The 22,291-nt window shown below is 67.8% G+C and carries 20 protein-coding genes and 1 pseudogene; 8 read left to right on the forward strand and 13 right to left on the reverse strand.

Annotated features, from left to right (window positions below):
• Nucleotides 1-56: 56 nt before the first annotated feature.
• Nucleotides 57-1,115 carry a zinc-dependent dehydrogenase gene (locus NC4_RS10695; RefSeq protein ID WP_067535636.1) on the reverse strand — a complete coding sequence of 353 codons (1,059 nt, stop codon included), beginning with the start codon at nucleotides 1,113-1,115 and terminating at the stop codon, nucleotides 57-59.
• A 205-nt stretch (nucleotides 1,116-1,320) separates the two neighbouring features.
• Between NC4_RS10695 and NC4_RS10700 the strand changes: the two are divergent.
• Both NC4_RS10700 and NC4_RS10705 read left to right on the forward strand, forming a co-directional pair.
• Nucleotides 1,321-3,305, forward strand: a pseudogene (locus NC4_RS10700) (PTS mannitol transporter subunit IICBA).
• 23 nt (nucleotides 3,306-3,328) lie between these two features.
• On the forward strand, nucleotides 3,329-4,087 hold the full coding sequence (locus NC4_RS10705) for a DeoR/GlpR family DNA-binding transcription regulator (protein ID WP_067536164.1): 759 nt from the start codon (nucleotides 3,329-3,331) through the stop codon (nucleotides 4,085-4,087).
• Between the two features lie 36 nt (nucleotides 4,088-4,123).
• Here the strand turns inward: NC4_RS10705 and NC4_RS10710 are convergent, their stop codons facing one another.
• Together NC4_RS10710 and NC4_RS10715 are read right to left on the reverse strand one after the other, a co-directional pair.
• Nucleotides 4,124-4,555 carry a DUF6196 family protein gene (locus tag NC4_RS10710; protein ID WP_067535638.1) on the reverse strand — a complete coding sequence of 144 codons (432 nt, stop codon included), beginning with the start codon at nucleotides 4,553-4,555 and terminating at the stop codon, nucleotides 4,124-4,126.
• Between the two features lie 21 nt (nucleotides 4,556-4,576).
• Nucleotides 4,577-6,262 (reverse strand): tetratricopeptide repeat protein, encoded by a 1,686-nt coding sequence (locus tag NC4_RS10715; RefSeq protein WP_067535641.1) that lies wholly within the window; start codon nucleotides 6,260-6,262, stop codon nucleotides 4,577-4,579.
• Nucleotides 6,263-6,422: 160 nt separating this feature from the next.
• Between NC4_RS10715 and NC4_RS10720 the strand changes: the two genes are divergently transcribed.
• Nucleotides 6,423-8,081: a S8 family peptidase gene (locus tag NC4_RS10720; protein ID WP_067536166.1), complete on the forward strand. Its 1,659-nt coding sequence runs from the start codon at nucleotides 6,423-6,425 to the stop codon at nucleotides 8,079-8,081.
• On the opposite strand, the gene NC4_RS10725 is transcribed toward NC4_RS10720, so the two are convergent.
• Entirely contained in the window at nucleotides 8,017-8,988 is a 972-nt protein-coding gene (locus NC4_RS10725; protein WP_084528793.1) for a cyclopropane mycolic acid synthase family methyltransferase, read from the reverse strand. The genes NC4_RS10720 and NC4_RS10725 overlap by 65 nt on opposite strands.
• A gap of 195 nt (nucleotides 8,989-9,183) precedes the next feature.
• Between NC4_RS10725 and NC4_RS42395 the strand changes: the two genes are divergently transcribed.
• Both NC4_RS42395 and NC4_RS10730 read left to right on the forward strand, forming a co-directional pair.
• A complete protein-coding gene (locus tag NC4_RS42395; RefSeq protein WP_084528795.1) occupies nucleotides 9,184-10,017 on the forward strand; it encodes an FAS1-like dehydratase domain-containing protein in 834 nt (277 codons plus the stop codon).
• Nucleotides 9,912-10,259, forward strand: a complete 348-nt coding sequence (locus NC4_RS10730; RefSeq protein ID WP_245721596.1) for a MaoC/PaaZ C-terminal domain-containing protein — start codon at nucleotides 9,912-9,914, stop codon at nucleotides 10,257-10,259. The genes NC4_RS42395 and NC4_RS10730 overlap by 106 nt, the downstream gene beginning before the upstream one ends.
• A gap of 7 nt (nucleotides 10,260-10,266) precedes the next feature.
• On the opposite strand, the gene NC4_RS10735 is transcribed toward NC4_RS10730, so the two are convergent.
• Together NC4_RS10735 and sigK are read right to left on the reverse strand one after the other, a co-directional pair.
• Nucleotides 10,267-11,007, reverse strand: a complete 741-nt coding sequence (locus NC4_RS10735) for an anti-sigma factor (protein WP_067535646.1) — start codon at nucleotides 11,005-11,007, stop codon at nucleotides 10,267-10,269.
• On the reverse strand, nucleotides 11,000-11,650 hold the full coding sequence (sigK, locus tag NC4_RS10740) for an ECF RNA polymerase sigma factor SigK (RefSeq protein ID WP_067535649.1): 651 nt from the start codon (nucleotides 11,648-11,650) through the stop codon (nucleotides 11,000-11,002). The genes NC4_RS10735 and sigK overlap by 8 nt, the downstream gene beginning before the upstream one ends.
• Nucleotides 11,651-11,835: 185 nt before the next feature.
• Here sigK and NC4_RS10745 point away from each other — a divergent pair, with 185 nt between their 5' ends.
• Entirely contained in the window at nucleotides 11,836-12,927 is a 1,092-nt protein-coding gene (locus NC4_RS10745) for an FAD-dependent monooxygenase (RefSeq protein ID WP_218020982.1), read from the forward strand.
• On the opposite strand, the gene NC4_RS10750 is transcribed toward NC4_RS10745, so the two are convergent.
• Nucleotides 12,924-14,132, reverse strand: a complete 1,209-nt coding sequence (locus NC4_RS10750) for an MFS transporter (RefSeq protein WP_067535652.1) — start codon at nucleotides 14,130-14,132, stop codon at nucleotides 12,924-12,926. The two genes, NC4_RS10745 and NC4_RS10750, sit on opposite strands and share 4 nt — an antisense overlap.
• A gap of 64 nt (nucleotides 14,133-14,196) precedes the next feature.
• Between NC4_RS10750 and NC4_RS10755 the strand changes: the two genes are divergently transcribed.
• Nucleotides 14,197-14,592 carry a MerR family transcriptional regulator gene (locus NC4_RS10755; RefSeq protein ID WP_067535655.1) on the forward strand — a complete coding sequence of 132 codons (396 nt, stop codon included), beginning with the start codon at nucleotides 14,197-14,199 and terminating at the stop codon, nucleotides 14,590-14,592.
• Nucleotides 14,593-14,799: 207 nt separating this feature from the next.
• Here NC4_RS10755 and NC4_RS45080 read toward each other — a convergent pair whose 3' ends face one another.
• The 6 genes from NC4_RS45080 to NC4_RS10785 form a co-directional block, all read right to left on the reverse strand.
• Nucleotides 14,800-15,189, reverse strand: a complete 390-nt coding sequence (locus NC4_RS45080; RefSeq protein WP_439957493.1) for a hypothetical protein — start codon at nucleotides 15,187-15,189, stop codon at nucleotides 14,800-14,802.
• The gene (locus NC4_RS10765) at nucleotides 15,186-16,379 is read right to left on the reverse strand and encodes a hypothetical protein (RefSeq protein ID WP_157554491.1); all 1,194 of its coding nucleotides are present in this window, start codon (nucleotides 16,377-16,379) and stop codon (nucleotides 15,186-15,188) included. The genes NC4_RS45080 and NC4_RS10765 overlap by 4 nt, the downstream gene beginning before the upstream one ends.
• Entirely contained in the window at nucleotides 16,379-16,915 is a 537-nt protein-coding gene (locus NC4_RS10770) for a hypothetical protein (protein WP_084528797.1), read from the reverse strand. The genes NC4_RS10765 and NC4_RS10770 overlap by 1 nt, the downstream gene beginning before the upstream one ends.
• 375 nt (nucleotides 16,916-17,290) lie before the next feature.
• The gene (locus NC4_RS10775; RefSeq protein WP_067535661.1) at nucleotides 17,291-18,493 is read right to left on the reverse strand and encodes an ATP-grasp domain-containing protein; all 1,203 of its coding nucleotides are present in this window, start codon (nucleotides 18,491-18,493) and stop codon (nucleotides 17,291-17,293) included.
• A complete protein-coding gene (locus NC4_RS10780; RefSeq protein WP_067535664.1) occupies nucleotides 18,490-19,434 on the reverse strand; it encodes a glycosyltransferase family 2 protein in 945 nt (314 codons plus the stop codon). The genes NC4_RS10775 and NC4_RS10780 overlap by 4 nt, the downstream gene beginning before the upstream one ends.
• A gap of 11 nt (nucleotides 19,435-19,445) precedes the next feature.
• Nucleotides 19,446-20,402 (reverse strand): NAD-dependent epimerase/dehydratase family protein, encoded by a 957-nt coding sequence (locus tag NC4_RS10785; RefSeq protein WP_067535667.1) that lies wholly within the window; start codon nucleotides 20,400-20,402, stop codon nucleotides 19,446-19,448.
• 276 nt (nucleotides 20,403-20,678) lie between these two features.
• Here NC4_RS10785 and NC4_RS10790 point away from each other — a divergent pair, with 276 nt between their 5' ends.
• Nucleotides 20,679-22,286 carry a peptide ABC transporter substrate-binding protein gene (locus NC4_RS10790; protein ID WP_245721597.1) on the forward strand — a complete coding sequence of 536 codons (1,608 nt, stop codon included), beginning with the start codon at nucleotides 20,679-20,681 and terminating at the stop codon, nucleotides 22,284-22,286.
• Nucleotides 22,287-22,291 lie beyond the last annotated feature (5 nt).

Raw genomic sequence — 22,291 nt, forward strand, 5'->3', positions numbered from 1 at the left:
CTTGCACGGCGGAGGAGGTTGCGGAAGGGGCGAAAGGCTTCGCCCCGTGGCGAATTTCAGGGTTGCACGGTGACCTTGATGGCCTCGCCCCGCTCGACGATCGAGAAGGCGTCGAGCACGTTGTCCAGCGAGATGCTGTGCGTGATCAAATCCTTGACCGGAACCTGGCCGGTTGAGATGTATTCCAGCGCCCGCCTGTTGTGTTCGGGCGCGGAGCCATTGGCGCCGTGAATGTGCAACTGGCGGTAGTGCACGACATTGGAATCGCAGGTGATGGTGGGATCGGTTTTGGGCAGACCGCCGAAGAACGAAATCCGGCCATTGCGCGCGGCCATGGCGATGGCCTGCTCCTGGGTGATATTGGCGGCGGTGGCGGTGATGATCACGTCCGCGCCCCGGCCGCCGGTCAGCTCCATGACGCGCGCCACCACATCGGTCCCGGAGGCGTCGATGACCTCGTCCGGGTGCACCGCATCGGCCGACATCTTCAACCGGTCGGCATTGACATCCACGAGATACACCGGCCCGCACCGATGCACGCCCCGTGCGATGCGAATGTGCATACACCCGATCGGCCCCGCGCCGAAGACGACCACCGTATCGCCCTCCTCGATGCCGAGTAGTTCCTGCGCATTGATGGCGCAGGCGAACGGCTCGGCCGCCGAGGCCTCGGCGTAGCCGACATTGTCGGGAATCCGATTCAGCCCGTCGACCCGCAGCACCTGGCTGGGCACGATCATGTACTCGGCGAACCCGCCGTCGTACTGGTAGCCGACCGAAGTCTGGTTCTGGCACACCGCCATCCAGCCCTTGCGGCATTCGTGGCACTGCCCGCACGGCACCGCCGCAATGACCTGCGCGCGATCGCCGACCTGCCACGCCGTGCCGTACAACTCGTGCACCGCCGCGCCCACCTCGACCACCTCGCCCGCGATCTCGTGACCGAGAGTCCTTGGCGGCGTGAGGTTCTGGTGCCCATTGTGCCGGATTTTCACATCCGTCCCGCAGGTCGAGCAGTTGCGCACCCGGAGCTTGATCTCGTCCGGACCGCACTCGGGCTCGGGGATCTCCTCCAGGCGGATGTCCTCGGGTGCGTAGTAGCGCAGGGCCTTCATGGGATCGGTATTCCTTCCGCCGTGGCCGACCAGGTGGGCTCGACCGCTCGAATCCACCGTAACGGCCATTCGGGCGTAAAGCCACACAAATTTGTGCCCATTTCTGCCTGATCTATTGTCATCATGCCCGATTCTGAGGTCTACTACTGCAAGAGGTATGGCCGTGGTCACATATCTGATCGAGTTGCTCAGAGGAAGTTCGAAGATGTCTGTCTCCCCACCGGAAGCCCGCGGCGGCACGCGAGTGCGAATCCAGCGAGTCGGTACGTTCCTGTCCAGCATGGTCATGCCCAATATCGGCGCCTTCATCGCCTGGGGCCTGCTCACCGCCCTGTTCATCGAAAAAGGCTGGATAACCTCGATTTTCGGCACCATGGCCGACAACAGCTGGGTCGCCGATATCGGTGGCTGGGGCGACTACGACGGCGGCGGCATCGTCGGCCCGACCATCACCTATCTGCTGCCGATCCTCATCGGCGCCACCGGCGGCCGCATCGTCTACGACACCCGCGGCGCGGTCGTGGGCGCCATTGCCACCATGGGCGTGATCGCGGGCGCGGACGTGCCCATGTTCCTGGGCGCCATGATCGTGGGCCCGCTCGGCGGCTGGGTCATCAAGAAGCTGGATGCGCTGTGGGAAGGCAGGATTCGCCCCGGCTTCGAAATGCTGGTCGACAATTTCGCGGCCGGTATCGCGGGCGCGGCGCTGGCCGTGTTCGGCTTCTTCGGCATCGGCCCGGTGGTCTCCGGATTCAGCCGCCTGGCCAGCAATGTGGTGGATTTCCTGGTCGATCAGAGCCTGCTGCCGCTGACGTCGATCTTCATCGAACCGGCCAAGGTGCTGTTCCTCAACAATGCGATCAACCACGGCATCCTGACCCCGCTGGGCACCAATCAGGCCAGTGAGACCGGCAAGTCGATCCTGTTCCTGCTGGAGGCCAATCCGGGTCCGGGCCTTGGCCTTTTGATCACGGTCGCCATATTCGGCCGCGGCGCCGCCAAGACCACCGCACCCGGCGCGGCGATCATCCACTTCCTCGGCGGCATTCACGAGATCTACTTCCCGTACGTGCTCATGAAGCCGAAGCTGATCATCGCCATGATCGCCGACGGCATGACCGGCGTGTTCATCAATGTGGTCTTCGGTTCGGGCCTGCGCGCCCCGGCCGCGCCCGGCTCCATCATCGCGGTGTACGCGCAGACCGCGAGCGGCAGCTATCTCGGCGTGACGCTGTCGGTCTTCGGCGCCGCCACGGTCGCCTTCCTGGTCGCGGCCCTGCTGCTGCGCACCGACCGCGCCGCCGACGCGGGCGATCTGGCCGAGGCCACCGCCGCCATGGAGCAGATGAAGGGCAAGCGTTCCGCGGCCGCCGCCGCGCTCGCCGCACTGTCCGGCTCCGGGGGAACTCCCACTTCGACCGGACCGGAGACGATTTCGAGCATCGTCTTCGCCTGCGATGCCGGGATGGGATCCTCCGCCATGGGAGCCTCGGTGCTGCGCAAGAAGATCCGGGACGCGGGCTTCGCCGATGTCAGCGTGGTCAACAAGGCGATCGCCAACCTCACCGACAGCTACGACCTGGTCGTCACCCATGCCGATCTGGCCGAGCGGGCGCGCGAACGGACGCCTTCGGCCATCCACGTGCCGGTCGACAACTTCATGAACAGCCCGGAATACGACGAGATCGTCGCGCTCATCGCCCGCGCCGCCACGGCCGGAGCCCCGGCCGAGGCCGAACCGACCGCCCCGGAATCCGAGGCGACCAGCTCGCCCTCGAGTCGATCGTGCTCTCCGGCAGCGCGCGGACCAGCGCCGACGCCATCGACGAGGCGGGCCGCCTGCTGGTCGCCGCCGGAGCGGTCGACGCGCCGTACATCGCCGCCATGCACGAGCGCGAGCTATCGGTATCTACTTTCATGGGAAACGGCCTGGCAATTCCGCACGGCACCAATGACGCCAAGGGCAGCATTCGCCGCACGGGCATCTCGGTGGTGCGCTATCCGGACGGGCTGGACTGGAACGGCAACCCGGTCGAGTTCGTCATCGGCATCGCCGGGGCCGGGAACGATCACCTGCAACTGCTGTCCTGCATCGCCCAGGTGTTCATGGCCGCGGATCAGGTCGAACGCCTGCGGGTGGCGCGCACGCCCGAGGAGGTCCGCGAGGTCCTCGGCAGCGTGCACGCCTGAGCCGATACCGCACAATGTCCTTCGTGGATTCGGATTCGCGGCAGTCGCAGATCGTGGAGTACGCCCGCACGCGCGGCCGGGTGGACGTACTCGGTCTCGCCGACGAACTCGGCGTGGCCGCGGAGACCATTCGCCGCGATCTGCGCCTGCTCGCCGATCGCCGCTTGGTCAAACGCGTGCACGGCGGCGCCATCCCCTTGGAGAGCGCGGCCTTCGAATCCAGCCTGGACTACCGCAGCCGCGTCGATCTGGCGCAGAAGCACCGGATCGCCGCGGCCGCCGCGGATCTGCTGCACGGCGCCGAAACCGTCTATCTCGACGAGGGATTCACCCCGCGCCTGATTGCCGAGAAACTCGCCGACCGTGAGTTGACGGTCGTCACCTCCTCCTTGCTCGCCGCCGAAGTGCTCGCCGACAGCGATGGCATCACCGTCCTGCTGCTCGGCGGGCGCATGCGCGGACGCACCCTCGCTACCGTGGACCACTGGGCCCTGCGCATGCTGGGCGAGCTGGTCATCGACCTGGCCTACCTCGGCACCAATGGGGTCTCGCTGGAACACGGCCTCACGACACCGGATCCGGCGGTCGCCGCGGTGAAGGGACTGGCGGTCCAGCGCGCGCGGCGACGGGTGCTGGTGGCCGCGGACAGCAAGTTCGGCATGTCGAGCTTCTGCCGTTTCGCCGAGATCTCCGATTTCGAGGCCCTGGTGACCGGTGCGGAACTGGAACCGGCGCAAGCGCGGCGTTTCGAGGCCCTCGGACCCGCCGTCATTCGCGCCTGAGCGGCATTGCGAAGAATGTTACGGACTGCCCGAATCTCAACGCAGGGCGCGTATCTCGGCTTCGACCTGGTCGAGCAGACTGCTCGGGCAGCCCCAGTAGTCGTAGATGTCGCCGCGTTCGCGATTGCTACCGCAGACGACGAACACCCCGGTGCCGAGGGCATTCTTGAGATGTGTGGCCAGCCAGCCGACGAAGCCGCTGTTGTCCAGGCCGGGCGGGAAATGGAAGGAGAAGACGCCGAATCGTTCCACACCGGCGAGATCCTCGTCGGTGAGCGGGACGAGCGCGCTCCAGCTCGCACTGTCGCGCACCACGGCCAGCGTGTGTTCGGTCAGCTGCGGCGGATTCGCGAGCGGGGTCTCGCGGAAGCACCATTCACCCTCGTGCACAACGAGATCGGCGGCGGCGATCACGCCCTTGAGCCGCTGGGATGTCTGCTCTGGCGTCTCGTGACTGATATCGACCACATGGCCACCGTAACCGGTTGATCAGTGGCAGCAGTGATCGGCGGGGGCGTCGTCGGTCACCGCGGACAGGCGGCAGAAGCAGGAAGCCTGGATGGGGATATCGGCCAGGGCGGTGGCCATTGTGAGCTGCTGGGCGACTATCGCGGCGGCTTCGGACTTGCCCAGGCGGACCAGGCATTCGTGGTAGCCGTGCAGACTCCAGACATTGCCGGGGTGCTGGGAGGCGCGGGGGAGAGTGGCGTCCAGACCCAGGTCGGCTCGGTAGACGGCTTCGGCCTCGGGGATGCGGCCCTGTTCCAGCAGGAGAGCGCCGTAGGCGTGGCGGGTGGGTTGCATCCAGCCCCAGGGTTCGTCGTAGGGAAGGTTGTCGTCCAGGTGGATGGCGCGTCTGAGGGCTTTGAAAGCCTTGTCGTAGTCGGCCTTTCGGTAATGGAGCTCGCCTTCCAACATGGCGGCGGCAATGGCGAGGATATCGCGGCAGGTGTTGTTGAACAGGGTGCGCGATTCCGGGACGCGGGCATAGGCGGCCCGGAAGAGCTCCTGTTCGCGAGCGGCCTCGTCGGGCCGGTTCGTCGCGGCGTAGGCAATGCCCTTGGCGTAGTGGCGCATTGCCGTGGTGACGCAGTAGAGGTCGCGGTCCTCGGGGAGGGGCAGGTCGAGGATCTGCTGCCAGCGACCGAAGCGAATGAGGGCGTGCACGCGCATGGACAGCAGGCCCTCGAGCCAGTCGGCCATGGGCGGCGACTCGACGCGCAGCAACTCTGCGGGAATTGATTGCTCCAGTTGCGCAACGGTTTCCAGGGCGGTGGCGGACTGGCCGAGGAACATGGCGCCGTAGATCTTGAAGTGGTAGTTGTGCGCGCGGTAGAGGGTGTAGAAGTTGACCTCGCCCGAGCGCCGCACGAATTTCCGGTCGGCGGCAATGGCGGCGGAGTTGGTGGCGACCACGCTGCGGTAGTCGCCGCAGAGCACGTCCAGGTGCGAGGGCATGTGCTCGAGGTGGCCGGAGTCGGGCACCAGACCGCGCAGGCGATCCGCGACGGGGAGTGCGGATTCCGGGGTCGGCGACATCTCCATCAGATGGATGTACAGGTGCAGAATGCCCGGATGGGCCAGGCCCGCCGCGGTGGCCAGGGCGCGATCCAGGATGGCCTTGGCCTCCACGGTGCACGAATCGGCGGCCGGTTCGCCGGTGCGCTGATCCCACAGCGCCCACGGCGTGAGATTCATGAGCGCGTCGGCGCACAGGGTCGCGACATCCAGATCATCGGGAAACCGCTCGTAGACGGTGCGCATGGCCTGCGCGTAGTCGCTGTTCCACGCCGAGCCGTCGCCCTCGGGCGCACTCCGCGGATACCGGGCGCCCAGCGCCTCGACGAGCGCGCGTTCCACCGGTGTCGCGCCCTCCGCGAGCGCCATGGCCCGCTGGACCGCGTCGTGGGTGGCGGCCACCGCGGTCGCCAGCTCCTTCTCGTCGAAGAACTCCCAGGGCTTGTTGTAGTTCGGCCCCAGCGCGTAGGCCAGGCCCCAGCAGGCCATGGCGCAATCCGGGTCCTCGGCCAGGGCTCGGGAGAAGCACTGCGCGGCCTCTTCGTGATTGAAGGCGTAGGCCCAGACCAGTCCCCGGTCGAACCACGTCTGCGCGGTCGCCGACGTGGTCGTGACACGCCTGGTGTGAGTACCGAGATCGTAATAGTCGGCGGTCATTCGATGATCGTCTCACCGCCGCGCGGGCTCGGCAGCGTAAATCGAACACTCGATTGCCCGGGATTGTCCCACGCGGATTGGAGTACCTCGGTACTCGCTCGGTTCCGGTTTGTCCTGACTAGATTGAGGGTAGTGCTCGGGCCATATGGCGAAGGGAGTCATGGTGCCTACCGCGAATTTCGGGACGAAAGACGAGCCCGGCTTCGAACTCGAGCAGAGTCCGGATCTGATTGTAGTGCGCGCGAATCGAGGGCGCGGCGTGCCGCGCAAGATCGGGTCGGTGCGCACCGCCGTCGCCGGTGAACTCGATGACGCGACGCTGGTGCAGGCCCACCCGGAGGTGGTTGTCGAGGTGTACCGGGTGCCGCCCGGCTCACCGTCGGTCGAGGAACGCAAACCCCGGATCGATGCCGCGCCCGAGGTGCGGTTCGCCGGGAGCGTGCTGGTGGATCCGGGCACGGACGAACCGGTGCTCTATACCGAGAACATCTTCGTGAAGTTCGTCGACGACGCCGATCCCGAGCGGTGTCGGGCGGTGCTGCGCGAGGCCGGACTGCGGGTCAAGGAGGAGGTGGACTACGCCGACAATGCGTACTTCACCGCCGCGCCGGAGGGCACCGGCCAGCGGGTGTTCGAGATCGCGAACACGCTCCTGCGCCGCGCCGATGTGGAGTACTGCCATCCGGAGCTGATTCGACGGCGCTCCCGCAAGGCGATCTTCCCCGGGCAATGGCATATGAGGAAGACCGTCATCGGCGGTGTCACCGTCGACGCGCACGCGAATGTCGAAGCGGCGCATGCGCTCACGCGCGGCAGCGGGGTGACGATCGCCATTATCGACGACGGCGTGGATATCGATCATCCAGAGTTCGCGGGCCCCGGCAAGGTGGTCGCGCCGCGAGACGCCACGCTGCGCACCGCGGACCCGCGCCCGAAGGACAGCTTCGGCACCGGCCCCGACAATGGGGATAACCACGGCACCGCCTGTGCCGGTGTGGCCTGTGCGAACGGTACGGCCGGAGCATCCGGGGTGGCGCCGGAGGCCGCGCTCATGCCCATCCGGCTGGCCTCCGGGCTCGGCTCCCAGGCCGAGGCCCAGGCGTTCAAATGGGCCGCCGACCAAGGCGCGGACGTCATTTCGTGCAGCTGGGGTCCCGCCGACGGCGCGTGGTTCCGGCCCAATGATCCGGCGCACGACCAGGTGGTGCCCATGCCCGCCAGCACCCGGCTGGCCATCGAGCACGCGATCACCAAGGGCCGCGACGGAAAAGGCTGCGTCATCCTGTTCGCCGCGGGCAATGGCAATGAATCCGTCGACAACGACGGCTATGCCAGCTTCCCCAAGGTGATCGCCGTCGCCGCCTGCAACGACACCGGAAAGCGCAGTGTCTACAGCGATTTCGGCAAGGCCGTCTGGTGCGCGTTCCCCAGCAACGACTTCGGCCACGCGCCGTTCCAGCATCCGGAACCCCGCACCACCGGCATCTGGACCGTGGATCGGCACGGCGCCGACGGCTACAACCCGGGCGATCCGGAACTCGGCGACGCCGCGGGCGATTTCACCAACAGCTTCGGCGGCACCTCCAGCGCCTGCCCGGGCGCGGCGGGCGTGGTCGCCCTGGTCCTGTCGGTGAATCCCGACCTGACCTGGGACGAGGTCAAGAATCTGCTGAAAGGCTCGTGCGACAAGATCGATCCTCAGGGCGGCTCCTACGGCGCGGACGGCCGCAGCAGCAAGTACGGCTTCGGTCGGCTCAATGCCCTGACCGCGGTCCGAGCGGCCCGAGCCGCGGCGGTGAATCCACTGCCCGTCGGCTGACCGGCGCGCACGCGTACTCGGGCAGCGGCGATTTGGCACAGGTGAACTGCATGACGTCGATATGGCCCGCGCGGAAATGGTGCGCACAGCCGGTGAGGTAGCGCATATAGGTGTCGTAGGTGTCCGCACCCGCGAGGGCGATGGCCGCGCTGCGGTGTTCCCGCAGCGCGGCCGCCCAGTGGTCGAGCGTGGTCGCGTAGTGCAGCCGCAGCGGATGGATTCGGGAGACGGTGAATCCGGCCTCCTGCGCGTATTCGCGCACGCCGCGCGGGATCGGGCCCCACGGCAGCGCCAGTTGTCCGCCGGGGAAGATGGCGGTGCGGATGAATCGCATGAAGCCGATGTCCTCGCGGGTGAGCGGGATCTCGTTGGCCCGCAGATGGTTGAGCCCGTACATGACGATGGTGTGCAGCAGCATGACGCCGTCGGTGGGCAGGGCGGCATGGGCGAATTCGAAGAAGTCCTCGTAGCGCTCCTGCCGGAAGTGCTCGAACGCGCCGATGCTGACGATTCGATCGGCGTGCCCGTCGAACTCCTCCCAGCCTTGGAGCCGGACTTCCGCGCGGCGGCCGCGGAATTCGCGCTTGTCCAGCTGGGCCCGGATGTAGTCGTGCTGATTCCGGCTCAGGGTGAGCCCGATGACGTTCACGTCGTAGGCGTCCAGCGCGCGCAGCATGGTGGAGCCCCAGCCGCAGCCGATGTCGAGCAGCGTCATACCGGGCCGCAGATCGCATTTGCCCAGCGCCAGATCGATTTTCGCGATCTGCGCCTGTTCGAGTGTGCTGTCCGGCCGGTCCCAGTACGCGCAGCTGTAGGTCCGGGTGGGGTCGAGGAAGAGGGCGAAGAAGTCGTCGGAGAGGTCGTAGTGCGCTTGTACCTCGGCGTAGAAGGGGGCGTGACGAGTCATGCGGGCAACCTCCGGGCGGCATCGATGGCTGGGCGCTAGCGGTTGCCAGTTGGTCGTTGTGCGCGCGGCCGCGGTTTGGTCCATGGAATGTGATGTGGATCATACAGTCGGAATAACTCCGCCGGTGACCAAACCGGAGCAGGATCCGTCGCGACTAGTGGGTATCTGCACTCGATCAGCTGGAGGAGACATCTGGTGGTTGCCGTCGAGAACGCCCATTGTGACGACCTGCTCGAGCCGCCCACGGCGGCGGTTCCGGACATCGACGAACGGCTCGTCGAGCTACGGTCGATGGTCGGCCGCAACTACCGGCTCCGTGACGATTACGAAGTCGGCCGCGAACAAGTCCGGGCCTTCGCGCGCGCCGTGCAGAACGACCATCCCGCGCATTTCACCGAAACCGCCGCCGCCGACCTCGGCTGCCGGGGCGTCCTGGCCCCGCCCACGTTCGCGGCGCTGCTGGCGGGCGCGACCCAGCAGGCCCTGGCCGGGCTGCTCACCGGCTGCGATCTCACCACCGCCGTACAGACCCAGCAGGTCATGGACTACTACCGCCCGATCGTGGTCTGCGACCGCCTCACCAGCACGGTCGCCGTGCAATCGCATCGCGAGGCATTCGGCGGCGATCTGCTGGTGGTCACCAACACCATTACTGATCAGGACGACGAGATCGTCCTCGTCGGCAACACCAGCATTATCGCCCGCACGGGCGCGGCGGAGCTGGGCCTGCGTTTGGCGGAACTCAATGCCGATGTGCTCCGGCACGATGTCCTCACCATCGCCCCCCGGCCGTCGACGAGGTCCCGGGCCATGCCAAAACGGCTGTCGTCCAGCAGTTCCCGCTGCGCAGCCGCAGCCGCGACCGCCTGGCCGTCGGCGATCCGCTGCCGACGCACGGCTACCGGCTCACCCTGGGCGATCTCGTGCACTACGCCGGTGTCGCCGGGGATCCCAATCCGATCCACTGGTTCGAGCCCACCGGCGCGCTCGTCGGCCTCGGCCCCGGCGTCGTCGCCCACGGCATGCTGACCATGGGCCTCGGCGCGGGCTATCTCGCCTCCTGGGTCCAGGATCCGCGGGCGCTGCGCCAGTACAGCGTCCGCATCACCGGCCCGGTCTACGTGGTCCCGGGCACCGCGAGCACCATCGAGTTCGGCGGCAAAATCATTGCCCTGCATCGCAATAGCGGCACCGCCACGATCGCCCTCACCGCCACCCAGGACGGCCGCCGCATCTTCGGCCGCGCCACCGCCGTGGTCGCACTCGGCTGATTCCCGTTCAGCCCAGCGGTATCGCCACGATCGGGTCGGTGGTGGGTTGTGCCGACCCGCCTACCGGCTCGATCGAAACCGCCAGGGCGCGTGCGTCTCCCGGGCGCATCAGCAGTGGTGCGCGTTCGGTGGGCAGGGTTTCGGGTACGCCCGCCGAGCGGGGCGGGCCGCCGTCCGGGATGAGCCACAGTTGATAAGCGTGGCCCGGCGGTGGGGCGGGGACGGCATCGAAGAACACCAGCGCGGCGTTCAGCAGCCGGGAGGTGTCCACGGTGACGGTGCCGCCGCCGGACAGGGCATCGGCCTCGGTGCGCACTTGCTCGGCGGTGATCGTCTCCGGATCGCGGTGCTGGGAAAGGTCTTTGACGATCAGTCCGCCGATCACGAGGGCGGCGACGGCCGCGGCCGCGGCGATCCAGGTCAGGGCCCGTCGGTGGCCGAGTGTCGCGGTGCGCGCCGATGAGGTCGCCCGGGGCGGGGTCGCCGAGGGCGCGGCGTCGAGCTGTCGATCGAGGGCGCGCTGGATCGACGCCTCGAGGCCGGGTGGGGCGTCGTGGGCGTCCACGATGGTCATATCCGCCAAGGTGTCGCGGATATCGCGGACGGTGTTCCGGAACGCGGCTGCCTCGGCATCGGTTGCGCGGCTCAGTAATTCGTCGACCGCCTGCCGCTCGACGGCGGTGAGCGCGTCGAGGGCGTAGGGCTGGGCGAGGTCGCCCAGGTCGGCGGGGCGCGAGAGGTCAGGCATCGGTCACCGATCCTGTCAGACAATGACGCAGACGCCGGAGACCGTCGCGAATGCGGGTCTTCACGGTCGAGAGGGGTACGCCGAGTCGCTCGGCCACCTCGGCATAGGTGTGGCCGCCGTAGTAGGCCAGGGCGATGGTCTCGTGCTGGGTGTCGGTCAGGGTGGCGAGGCAGTCGATGACCGCCCGTTCGTCCGAACGCTGGTCGACGGTCTCGGCGACGATATCGTGGTCGGTGCCGAGCTGGCGGTGACCGTAGGCGGAATCCCTTGTGGCCGCGGACCTTTCGATACGGACGCGGTCCACGGCCCGGCGGTGGGTGAGCATCATGAGCCAGCCGATGGGGCTGGCCAGGCGCTGGTCGTAGTGTCCGGCGGCATTCCAGACGTACAGGTAGACCTCTTGGGCGATCTCCTCCGCGGCGGCCGGGCGGCGCAGGATGCGCAGGGCCAGCCCGAATACACGGTGCTGGGTGGCGCGGTAGAAGTCGGTGAACGCGTCCCGATCGCCGTCGGCGATGGCGGTCAATAGATCGGTGAGCCCGGGCGGCACGTCCGCTGCGATCGGCAACGGCGTGATGGGGCAGGCGTCGTGGTCCTCGAGGTGTGGCGAGGTGACCACGGGCAGGCGTGGTTTATCGGCCATGCGGTGCGTCTTCCGTGAGAAGGGGTTGCTCGACGGTGACTCGTGTGCTGCGGCTCCCCGGGACAATAGCCGCGGACCACCGGATACGGGTGCAACTTCGCAATGTCCGGGGGCGTTGCCGACGGTTTCACCCTCGGCAAGATCGTCAACCTGTGATTGACTCTTGCTTGATCGTCAACTAATAGTTGACGAGTGGACATGGGAGTGAACGCTGCGAAGCGAGCGGTTGTTGTCGGCGCGGGAATCGCGGGTCTGGCCGCCGCACTGCGGCTGCACCGGGACGGCTGGGGCTGCTGCCCGCGCTGGCGCCGCGCGATATCGGGTTCTTCACCTCGGTGCTGGTGCACGCCGACGGGCGGGAGAAGCTGACGGTGCCCGCGGCGGTCGCGCAGGCGGCGGTCGGCGATCGGGCGCTGAGCGTGTTCCGGGGCGATGTGGAAACGGTGCTGTACGAGGCGATTCGCGATGTCGTCACCATTCGATTCGGCACCACCGTCGAGTCGATCGAGCAGGATGCGGACGAGGTGCGGCTCCGGTTGAGCGACGGCACGCCCCTCGAGGCCGATCTGCTCATCGGCGCGGACGGGTTGCACTTCCGGGTCCGGGAGCTCGTCTTCGGTTCCGGGACGGACTGTCTGGTGAACATGCGGAATATGGTCGGCGCGTTTCCGCTGGCCGAGATTCCGGAGCAGGTACCGCAGGGGGTCGGCACGACCTTCCTGGGGCCGGGGCGGACGGCGGCGGTCATGAATCTGGGCCCGGGACGGTCCTCGGCGTTCTTCACCTACGGCAGTGCGGATCCGGAGGCCGAGCTGGCGCTCGGTCCGGTCGCGGCGCTCACCGCGGCCTTCGGCGATCTGGGGCGCGGTGTCGCGGATGCGCTGGGGCAGTTGGAGGCCGATCCGGCGAGCGCCTACTTCGATTCGGTGACCCAGGTCGTGCTGGGGGAATGGAGTCGGGGCCGGGTGGTGCTGGTCGGCGACTCGGCTTGGTGCGTCACGGTTTTCGCCGGATACGGCGCGGCGCTCGCCCTGGACGGGGCCGACCGGCTCGGTGCGGCGCTGGCGGCGGATGAGATCCCGGCCGCGCTGGCCGCGTGGGAGACCGCCTTGCGCCCCGAGGTCGCCAAGCGGCAAGCCTTGGCCCGCAAGGGAATGGCCCGCTTCGTGCCGCCCACCAAGGCGCATGTGTGGGTGGGGGAGATGATGCTGCGGGCCATTCAATTGCCGGGCATTCGCGGTCTGGTGCAGCGGGCTGTTCGGCGAGTCAACAACTAGCGGGCGGTGCGGGCGGGCGGGAAACCCGTGCGAGCGGCCAGGATCACCAGCAGGGTCGGGACGAGCAGAACCAGGACGCTCCAGGGGAATACGCGCGGGCCGAAGGCATCGAGCAGGACGCCGCCCGCGATGCCGCCGCCCGCCATGGCCGCGTTCCACAGTGTGACCAGCATGGCCTGCGCGGTATCGGCGGCGTCGCCGCCCGTGACGGCCGCCGCGGTCTGCAAGAGGGTGGGCACACCACCCCAGCCCAGGCCCCACAAGGCCGCGGCCACGAAGACCAGGGGTGCGCTGCCGGACATGGCGGCCAGGAGCGCCACCGCGAGGGCGACCAGAATTGTTGCGGCAATGGTCAATCCGCGCAGATTGCGATCGATGCGCACACCGGTGAGCCAGATGCTGACCATGGAGGCGATGCCGAACACCAGCAGCACGGCATCGACGTGATCGCTCAGCTCGACCTCGTCGAGGAAGGTGGCCACGTAGGTGTACAGGATGTTGTGCGCCAGTACGAATGTCAGGGTGACGAACAGCACCGCGCCGACGCCGGGCAGCTTGGCCGTCGCCAGCAGCGGGATCCGGGAAGCGCGGCCCTGGCCCGGGAAATCGGGGACGGACGCCATGATCCAGGCGATGAGCACGACCGCGAGGACCGACATCAGGCCGAAGGTGAGCTGCCAGCCGACCGCTTTGCCCAGGAAGGTTCCCATGGGAATGCCGAGCGACAGGGCGAGGGGGATGCCCGCCATGGCGATGGCGATCGCCTTGCCCTGCAAGGGTTCCGGGACCAGCCGCCGGGCGTATCCGGCCAGCAGCGCCCAGACCACTCCGGCCGCGATACCGGCGACGAAGCGGGCGACGAGGGTCAGCTGGTAGGACAGGGATAGCGCGGTCGCGGTATTGGCGAGGAGGAAGCCTGCCACCCCGACCAGCAGCAGTTGCTTGCGCCGCCATCCGGCCGTGGCGACCGAGAGCGGAATCGCGGACAGGGCGGTGCCGATGGCGTAGACGGTGACCAGCTGTCCGGTCGCGGCTTCGCTGACGTGTAGATCGGCGCTCATGGCGGGGAGTACGCCCGCGGGGAGCGCCTCGGTCAGGACGGTGAGGAAGGCGGCGGTCGTCAGGGCCAGGAGGGGTGAAAGCGGTAGTCGTGGGTCGCTTTTCGCTGCGGGGGCGACGTTGTGTTCGGAGGTTTGATTGACCATGTACGTATGCTGGAACCCTCACATAAGTGTGAAGGTCAACCCGAAGTCCTGTGAGGGATCCCATATGCGCATCGGAGAACTGTCAGCTCGCACCGGGACGTCGCGGCGGCTGCTGCGGTATTACGAGGAGCAGGGACTCATCGTGTCGGAGCGGGCCGGGAACGGGTACCGCGAATACGATGAGGTGTTCGTGGATCGAGTGCAGCAGATTCGTGGGTTGCTGGACGCGGGGCTGCCTACGCGGATCATCAGGCAGATCCTGCCTTGTCTGGACAAACCGCGCATCATTCACTTTCCCGATGCCACGCCGGAGATGATGGCGACGCTTGAGTGTGAACGGGATCGGATGACCACACGGATAGAAGTCCTCATCCGCAATCGTGACGCGATTAGCGATTACATCGAAGCCGTGCTCGAAGGCGATCGGCGGCGAGCCGGGAAGGCGCCGACAGCGGGGTAGTCGAGATCGGTAGTGATGGGGGTTGCGGGCGTTATTGGATGCGGTCCAGGAGCCAGGAGGGGCCTACGGTTGTGGCGCCCAGTGGTTCGACGCGGGCGCGGAGGCCGCGGTCTGCTGTCACTACTGTGATGGGGCGGTCGCTGGTCTGTGCGAGGGCTGCTGTCACCGTGTCGACGATGGCGTCGTCGCCGGAACCGGGTGCCAGGACTACGCGTGGGTGGCTCGGGTCCGGGGGCTGGTGACTGCCGCTTTTGCCGCGCCTTCGAGGATGACGACCACTTCGGCTGGATATTCCAGTCGCTGGTCGAGCGTGGACAGCGCGAGGAGCAGGCGGCGGGCGGCGGCGGGGCGGTCGCGCCACCAGCCGGGCTGCCCGGTGCTGCCGGGGGCGGTGATATTCGCGATGCCGACGGTCCACCGGGCGGCGGCCATGGCGACGGGGGCATTGCCCTCGTGCACCACGGCCAGTCCGAGTCGCGGTCCCGCGGCGGCGAGCAGCGGCCAGGTCCAGGTGGCGCGAAATCCGTTGGTGCGGATGAATTCCTCCCACCAGACGGGTTCGGGATCGCGGCCCGGGGTGAATGTCTCGATGGTCATCGCGGCCGCCCGAGTCCGAGCAGGGCCGCGGCCGCGAGGGCGCCGTAGGAGGCGACCAGCACCCACAGTGCGGCGGCGGGCCCGTGGGTGGGCACCAGTAGCGGGGCGAGCACGGCGACCGAGGCGAATTGGCTCGCGGCGGCAGTGGCGGCGATGGTCAGCTCGTGGTCCCCGGTGTTCTCCAGCAGGAACAATGCGAGGCTGACCACGGCGTGCAGCGGTATCTCGCAGCCCAGCAATATGGCCAGAAGCGCTGTGGTGGAGAGCGATTCGGCGATGACGGCCACCAGCGCGCAACCGGAGCCGACCGCGAGCAGCGCGGTGGCGAAAAGTCTTCGTGCGACTGCGATGCCGGTGCGCGCGCCCGAACCCCGCAGGCGCAGTGACGATGCGGGCTGGTAGATCCGCAGCAGATAGAGCAGTAGCGAGCCGATGACGCTCGATACCAGCAGCGTCAGATACAACGTGGTGCTGTCCCGGTGCTGCCCGCCGACCGTGAGCACCGCGTAGAGCAGCCCGACCGAGGCGGCGGTCAGTGGCTCGTACAGACCCAGCAGCACCTCGCAGCGCAGGACCGCCGTCACGGTGCCGCGCCGTGCCCGGACGAAAATCTTTCCGGCCGAATCGATTCCTCGGGCCGACCATGCGGCCGCACCGGCCGTCATCGCGGCGAGCGCGATCAGCTGACCGGCCGGGCGCAGGATCGCTCCCGCACCGGCTGCCATTACCAGAAGCGCGGTGAGCAGCAGAAAGCCGCGGCTGTCGCGCTGTGGCCGTCCGGTCGCGCGATGGACCGCGACCACCACGGTGAGCAGGCCGAGCCCGGCGCTCCACGCCGCCGCCAGGGGATAGACGACCGCCGCCGAACCGGCCAGGGCCACGGCGCAGAGTGCGGCGATCGCCAGTGGGACGGCCGCGGTCAGCAGCGCGGTGCGCACCACGGCGGGCGCGGTGCGCGGCAACCGCGGAACCAGCTTGAGCACGGTCTTCTCCGGTCCGGAGCTCAGCAGCGCGAGCCATGCGGTAGCACCGACCGCACCGGCGTAGATCCCGAAGACCTCGGCACCCCACCACGCCAGCAGAACGAGGGCCAGTGCGTGGTAGGCGATCCGGAACGCTCCGCGCCCGGCGAGCAGCGACAGCACCGTGCCGAGGGCGGGCAGCGCCACCCGGTCCGGGGCCGCGACCATCAGCGGGTCCGGGTCCGGGTGCGCACGCGTTGCCGCACCGCGCCGCTCGCCCGCTGCCACACCCGATCCGGCAGCAAGACCACCACCGCCGCGACGATCAGATGGACGGCGATGAACACCAATGCCTCGGTGCGGCTCGCGATATGGCCGAGCACCACCGTCATGTGGTCGGCCCAGTCCCACTGCTCGGCAATCGAGCTGTCCCGCAACAGCTGGAATGTCAGATCCTCTATGCCGGACAGCATGATGAGGATGCCCGCATAGCCGACCCGCCGCACCGTGGCGGCCCCGGCGCCGCCCAACCGCAGCGCGAAGACCAGGCACAGGATCACCGCCGGAACCAGAATCCGCATCCACGCGTAGTGCCGGTCGGCATCATTGTCCATGGCCGCCGCGAAGATCTTCGGCACCAGAAAACAGAACACGACGACGAAGGCCGCCAGCGCCGAAGCCTCCACCCACCGACCGCGGCGAAACCACTCGGGCCGCATACTCGCGATCGTCTCGGTGGCGAGGACGAAGGGAATCAACGGCACCAGCAGCGCCCACAGATTGCGCAGATCCTGCTCCTGCCCGCCCGTCAGCTACACGACGCCCGCAGACGCCACCGCGAGCACCCCGAGCACCGCACAGCGCATGACAGCACTCACGCGGCACCGCCGATCCCGACGTGCAGTGCATCGTGAGCACGCGAATCGGAAACGATCGCGACCGGCGCCGGGATGCGCGCGGGCACCAATCGATCGCGGTGCGGGTGGTGGCGCTCACGCGGTGCCACCGATTCCGCCGTGCGGTGTGGAGCGCGCTTGGGAGGCCCGGGCGGCGACCGGCCGCCGTGAATCGGCCGCGACCGTGGCCCGCGGCCGTTGTGATCAAGAGTGTTTCGGGCGGTGCGCTGGGGATTGTGGTGTTCATGCGGCGCCGCTCAGCTCGATACGCAGCAGGTTGCCCACTCGTTCGGCCGCGGCCGCGGCTTGCCGTGGTGAGTCGGCCGCGATGACGAAGTGGCCCAGTTTGTTCGCCGCATTGTCGTAGGGCAGGGCGGGGTGGCCGGGGCGGGCGAATACGGTGAGCTCTACCAATTCGGGGGTGGTTATGGCGGTGTCGGCGCCGAGGACGCGGGTGATCGTGCCCGCGCGTTCGGAGAACAGGATCTGGGCGACGGCGGCGCGGGCGCAGGTTCGGGTCACCTGCGCTGCCCGGCCGGTGGCCGCGGCAATCGACGCGCCGATGAGGTCGACGCCGTACGCGTGCCGGATCAGTTCGCCCAGGCCGTTGCCGCCGACGCGGGCGCCCATTTCTATCAGGTGGATTCGGCCCGCGGGGTCGATCAGGAGGTCGACGGTCAGGGGACCGCGGCGGTAGCCCAGTTCGGCGACCAGGGTATCGAGCAGGTGGGTCAGCTCGCGCAGTGCGGCGGGGTCCAGATCGGCGGGAACGCGATGGGCCGTGGTCACGAAATGCGGGGGCGGTGTGAGCGTTCGGGCGCTCACACCGACGAACGCGATCCGGCCATCGTCCACGAATGCCTCTGCACTGTAATGCTTTCCGGTCAACAGCTCCTCCACGATCACCCTCCCGTCGCTGGCGTGTCCACCGGCCCTATTCGCGGCCGCCGCCACCTGGGATGGGTCGGTGCACGCCCGGATGCCCCGGCTGCTCTGCGCGTCGAGCGGCTTCACCAGCACAGGAAAGCGCAGGGCCGCGGCCCGGATCGACAGCTCCGCGTCGGCGGCTCCCGCGACATAGCCGTGGCGGGCGAAGCCGAGCCGGTCGCACACGGCGCGGAAATACGATTTCGCCCCCGATGCGCGCACCACCGCGGCGGCCGGTGGCTCCGGCAGCCGCCACCGGCGGATGAGCGCGCGCTGGGCGGGCAATCCGGTATCGCTGGCCGGAGACAGCACCCCCGCGATATCGGCGCGTCCGTCGAGTACGTGCGCGATTGGCCCCGGATCGTGAATGCTGAGCCGCACGAACTCGTCGGCGAACGGCCGCGCGAGCGCATCGGGTCGCCGATCCACGCAGATGGTGCGATAGCCGAGCTCGCGGGCGCGCCGGTAGGTGGGGAGCGAACCGTCCGCACCGCCGAGAATCACCAGGGTACGGGTCATCGTGCGCCGCCGCTGATCTCGGCCCGCTCGAGCGACAGCCGGTCCGAATGCTCGATGGGCAGATCGGATTTGCGCACGTAGTACAGGGCCGGGCCGTGGCGGCGCGCCGCCAGGGTCGAATGGCGCAGCAGCAGAGCAGCGGTCGGCAGCAGCGCCAGCTGGGCGATGAGCAGGGCCGTCAAGGCGACGCCGTACCCGGTCGCGCCCAGCAGCGCCAGGGCCGCGAGTGCGGTGATCGTGGCGGCTGCCGAGAGCGCCGTGGCGACCGCGCCGGGCACGGTGGAGTGCGCCACGTACAGGTCGAGCGCATGTCCGGCCAGGCGGGCGACGGTGAACTTCGAGCGTCCGGCCCGGCGCGGGCGGTGCGGGGTCCGCACGGTCACGTAGCGGCTGGTTATCCGCGGCAGCGTTGCCATGAAATATGGTGCGGGACGCCGTAATTCGACAACGCGGCGTGCGACTCCGGTGCGGACGAGCCGGAAGGTGGTCCCGCCCCGCGGTAGCTCGATGCGCAGGAGCCGCCGGGCGATGAGTTCCGACAGCGTCGATCCCCAGCGCCGCACCGGTGGATCGGCGCGGTGGTCCCGCACGCCGAGCACCGCGTCCACATGATCGGATGCCGCGGCGATGAGCCGGTGCGCCTCGGCCGGATGGCCCTGCAGGTCGGCGTCCACGTACAGCACCCACTCCTTGGCCGCGTACTTGTAGCCCGCGGCGAAGGCGGCTTCGAAACCGAATCGGCGGGCGAACGAGATGTAGTGCACTCGTGGGTCTTTCGCCGCCAGCTCGCGCATGAGGTGCAGCGTCGCGTCGGTGCTGCCGTCGTCGACGAACACCATCTCCAGATCATGGGCTCCCAATTCGGCGGCAATGGCCTGATGCGCGGTGCGGAGGGTGTCCGCCTCGTCGAGGCACGGCACGACCACGGTGAGGCTCAGCATGGCGCACGACCTCACACGGTGGCCGCGGGAACCGGCGCGGGTTGCGGAATCCAGTGGCTGCCCCGGGTTTCGATGAACCACTCGATGGTGGCGCGCAGGCCGTCCGCCAGTGGGCGCAGCGAATCCGGATCGATGCCGACGGCGGGCAGCGTCGACGGATCGGCGGATACGGTGGCGCCGGGCACCTCACCGGGGCGCATCGGTAGACCGATGATCGGGACCCGGGGGAATCCGAGCTCGACGCACTGATCGATGATCAACTCGGCGACCGATCGCACCGACATGGACTGTGCGGGACCGACTTCCACGACGGTATCGGGGACCGTTCCGCGCGCGGCCGTCTCGAGCGCCGCGACCAGCGCCCGTGCCACATCGCCCACCCACACCATGTCGGAGCGCTGTACGCCGCCGCCGTACAGCTCCACCGGCCAGCCGGACAGGGCGCGGCAGATGACCGCCGGGGTGAACTTGCGGACCTTGCCCGCGCCGAACGGCGCGGCGGCGACCTGGCGGGGACCGTAGGCATTGACCACCCGCACATTCACCACCCGGGTGCTCCGATACGCGTTGTACATGTGCACGAAGCGCTCGACGGCGTTCTTGGAGATCGAATAGCTGTTGTTCATCCAGTGATTGCCGACGCAGATGTAGACGCCGGGCAGATCGTATTGCGCCACGGCCTCCAGGAAGTTCAGGCCGCCGGTCAGATTCGTCTCCGCCGCCGGTTGCGGATGGCGGATGGTCTCCTGGGTGCCGAGGACCGCGGCGAGATGAATGATGCCGTCGCAGTGCGCGGCCAGCTCGGTCATGGCGGTCGCGTCGCGGATATCGCCGAGCATCACCTCATATGGTTGCGCGCCCGCGCGGCGCCTGTGGTCGAAGATCACCGGTTCGTGATCGCGGTGTACGAGTTCCTCACACACGTAGGAGCCGATGAATCCCGACCCGCCCGTGATGCCAACTCTCATCTGCCGACCGCCTCGCATATTATCCGGCTATTCGCTGGTTATTCCGGCAGATTGCCTGGCTTGTGGCCGCATCCACCGGATTAATCTCGGATCTGCGTAGTTTAGGCATGCTGCGGTATGAAAGGCCCGGTTTCCTCGAGCTTCTCCACAGATGCGCTGACAAGACCCCTTCACACGGTTAGTGTGCGAACACATTCCGACGTGATCGGGCGGGGCCGCGGCGAACCCGCGTGTCGCGCACGATCACTCACGTGCCCCGAGGACGGGAGAGGGCCCTTGAGATTGCTACGAGTTGGTGCGCTGGCCGCGGCGGCGGTGCTGGCCACGAGCCTGGCGCTGACCGGTTGTTCGTCGAGCGAGAGCGGCAGCGGGGAGGTGGTGACCGTCAATGGCGGGGAGCCGCAGAATCCGCTGGTGCCCACCAATACCAATGAGTTCTTCGGCGGACGGGTGGTGGATCGGCTGTTCGCGGGGCTGAAGTACTACGACGCCGAGGGGGTGGCGCACAACGAGCTGGCGCAGTCGATCGAGACGACCGATCGGCAGTTCTACAAGGTCACCATCAAAACGGGGTGGAAGTTCATCGACGGCACCGCCGTGACGGCGAAATCGTTTGTGGACGCGTGGAATTACGGGGCGCTCGGGACGAACGGGCAGTTGCAGAGCTGGGTGTTCACCTCCATCAAGGGGTATGACGATGTGGCGGCGGAACCGCCTGTGGCGCAGACCATGTCGGGGTTGAAGGTGATCGACGACCGGACCTTCACCATCGAGCTGGAGCATCCGTCCATCGATTTCGAGCTGTCGCTGGGGTTCGCGCCGTTCTATCCGATGCCCGAGGTGGCGTACAAGGATATGGAGGCGTTCGGGAAGAACCCGATCGGGAACGGGCCGTACAAGTTCGCGGGACCGGATGCCTGGGAGTACAACGTCAAGATCGATCTGGTGCCGAATCCGGATTACCAGGGGGGTCGCCCGCCCAAGAACAAGGGCTTGCAGTTCAAGATGTACCAGTCCTTCGATACCGCGTACGCCGATCTGCTGGCGGGCAATCTCGATGTGCTGGACACCATTCCGGATACCGCGCTGAGCACCTACAAGCAGGATCTCGGGGATCGGTCCATCACCAAGGCGACGGCGCAGAACGAGCATCTGGGCATTCAGCCGAACCTGCCGCACTTCGGCGGTGAGGAAGGGCTGTTGCGCCGCAAGGCCATTTCCATGGCGATCAACCGGCAGCAGATCTGCGACACCATCTGGAACGGGACCAAGATTCCGGCGACCGATTACACCGCCGCCACCCTGCCCGGGTTCCGGGAGAATCTGCCCGGCTCGGAGACCTTGAAGTACAACCCGGACGAGGCCAAGAAGGTGTGGGCGCAGGCCAATGCGATCGCGCCCTGGTCGGGCAAGTTCGAGATCGCCTACAACTCCGACGGCGGGCATCAGGCCTGGATCGAGGCGGTCGCCAACAGCATCAAGAACACCCTCGGCATCGAGGTCGTCGCGACGGCGTTCCCGACCTTCAAGCAGATCCGGGATCAGATCCATTCGCGGTCCATCGGCAAGGCGTTCCGGTACGGCTGGCAGGGCGACTACCCGTCCATGCTGGAATTCCTGGTCGCGCTATACCTCTCGGATTCCGATACCAATGACATCCAGTACGCCAGTCCCGAGTTCGACACCCTGCTCGCGGCCGCGCAGGCCGCACCGACACCCGAGGCGTCCTACGAGAAGATCGCCCAGGCGCAGACGGTGCTGATCAAGGACATGGCCGATATCCCGATCCTCAACTACATTTCGAGCGCGGGCCGTTCGGAGCATGTCAAGGAGGCGGCGCTGACCTGGGCCGGGCTGTTCGATTTCGAGAACATCGTGAAGTAGGTCGG

Source organism: Nocardia crassostreae (assembly GCF_001613405.1).
In the GTDB taxonomy this organism is placed as follows: Bacteria; Actinomycetota; Actinomycetes; order Mycobacteriales; family Mycobacteriaceae; genus Nocardia; species Nocardia crassostreae.

Excerpts from the sequence above, each read along its gene's own strand:
- sigK (WP_067535649.1), bottom strand. The coding sequence starts at position 11,650 with ATGGCCGATAAACCACGCCTGCCCGTGGTCACCTCGCCACACCTCGAG.
- NC4_RS10735 (WP_067535646.1), bottom strand. The coding sequence starts at position 11,007 with ATGCCTGACCTCTCGCGCCCCGCCGACCTGGGCGACCTCGCCCAGCCC.
- NC4_RS10780 (WP_067535664.1), bottom strand. The coding sequence starts at position 19,434 with ATGCTGAGCCTCACCGTGGTCGTGCCGTGCCTCGACGAGGCGGACACC.
- NC4_RS10765 (WP_157554491.1), bottom strand. The coding sequence starts at position 16,379 with ATGGTCGCGGCCCCGGACCGGGTGGCGCTGCCCGCCCTCGGCACGGTG.
- NC4_RS10695 (WP_067535636.1), bottom strand. The coding sequence starts at position 1,115 with ATGAAGGCCCTGCGCTACTACGCACCCGAGGACATCCGCCTGGAGGAG.
- NC4_RS10785 (WP_067535667.1), bottom strand. The coding sequence starts at position 20,402 with ATGAGAGTTGGCATCACGGGCGGGTCGGGATTCATCGGCTCCTACGTG.
- NC4_RS10755 (WP_067535655.1), top strand. The coding sequence starts at position 14,197 with ATGCGCATCGGAGAACTGTCAGCTCGCACCGGGACGTCGCGGCGGCTG.
- NC4_RS10725 (WP_084528793.1), bottom strand. The coding sequence starts at position 8,988 with ATGACTCGTCACGCCCCCTTCTACGCCGAGGTACAAGCGCACTACGAC.
- NC4_RS10750 (WP_067535652.1), bottom strand. The coding sequence starts at position 14,132 with ATGGTCAATCAAACCTCCGAACACAACGTCGCCCCCGCAGCGAAAAGC.
- NC4_RS10715 (WP_067535641.1), bottom strand. The coding sequence starts at position 6,262 with ATGACCGCCGACTATTACGATCTCGGTACTCACACCAGGCGTGTCACG.
- NC4_RS45080 (WP_439957493.1), bottom strand. The coding sequence starts at position 15,189 with ATGACCATCGAGACATTCACCCCGGGCCGCGATCCCGAACCCGTCTGG.
- NC4_RS10775 (WP_067535661.1), bottom strand. The coding sequence starts at position 18,493 with ATGACCCGTACCCTGGTGATTCTCGGCGGTGCGGACGGTTCGCTCCCC.
- NC4_RS10720 (WP_067536166.1), top strand. The coding sequence starts at position 6,423 with ATGGTGCCTACCGCGAATTTCGGGACGAAAGACGAGCCCGGCTTCGAA.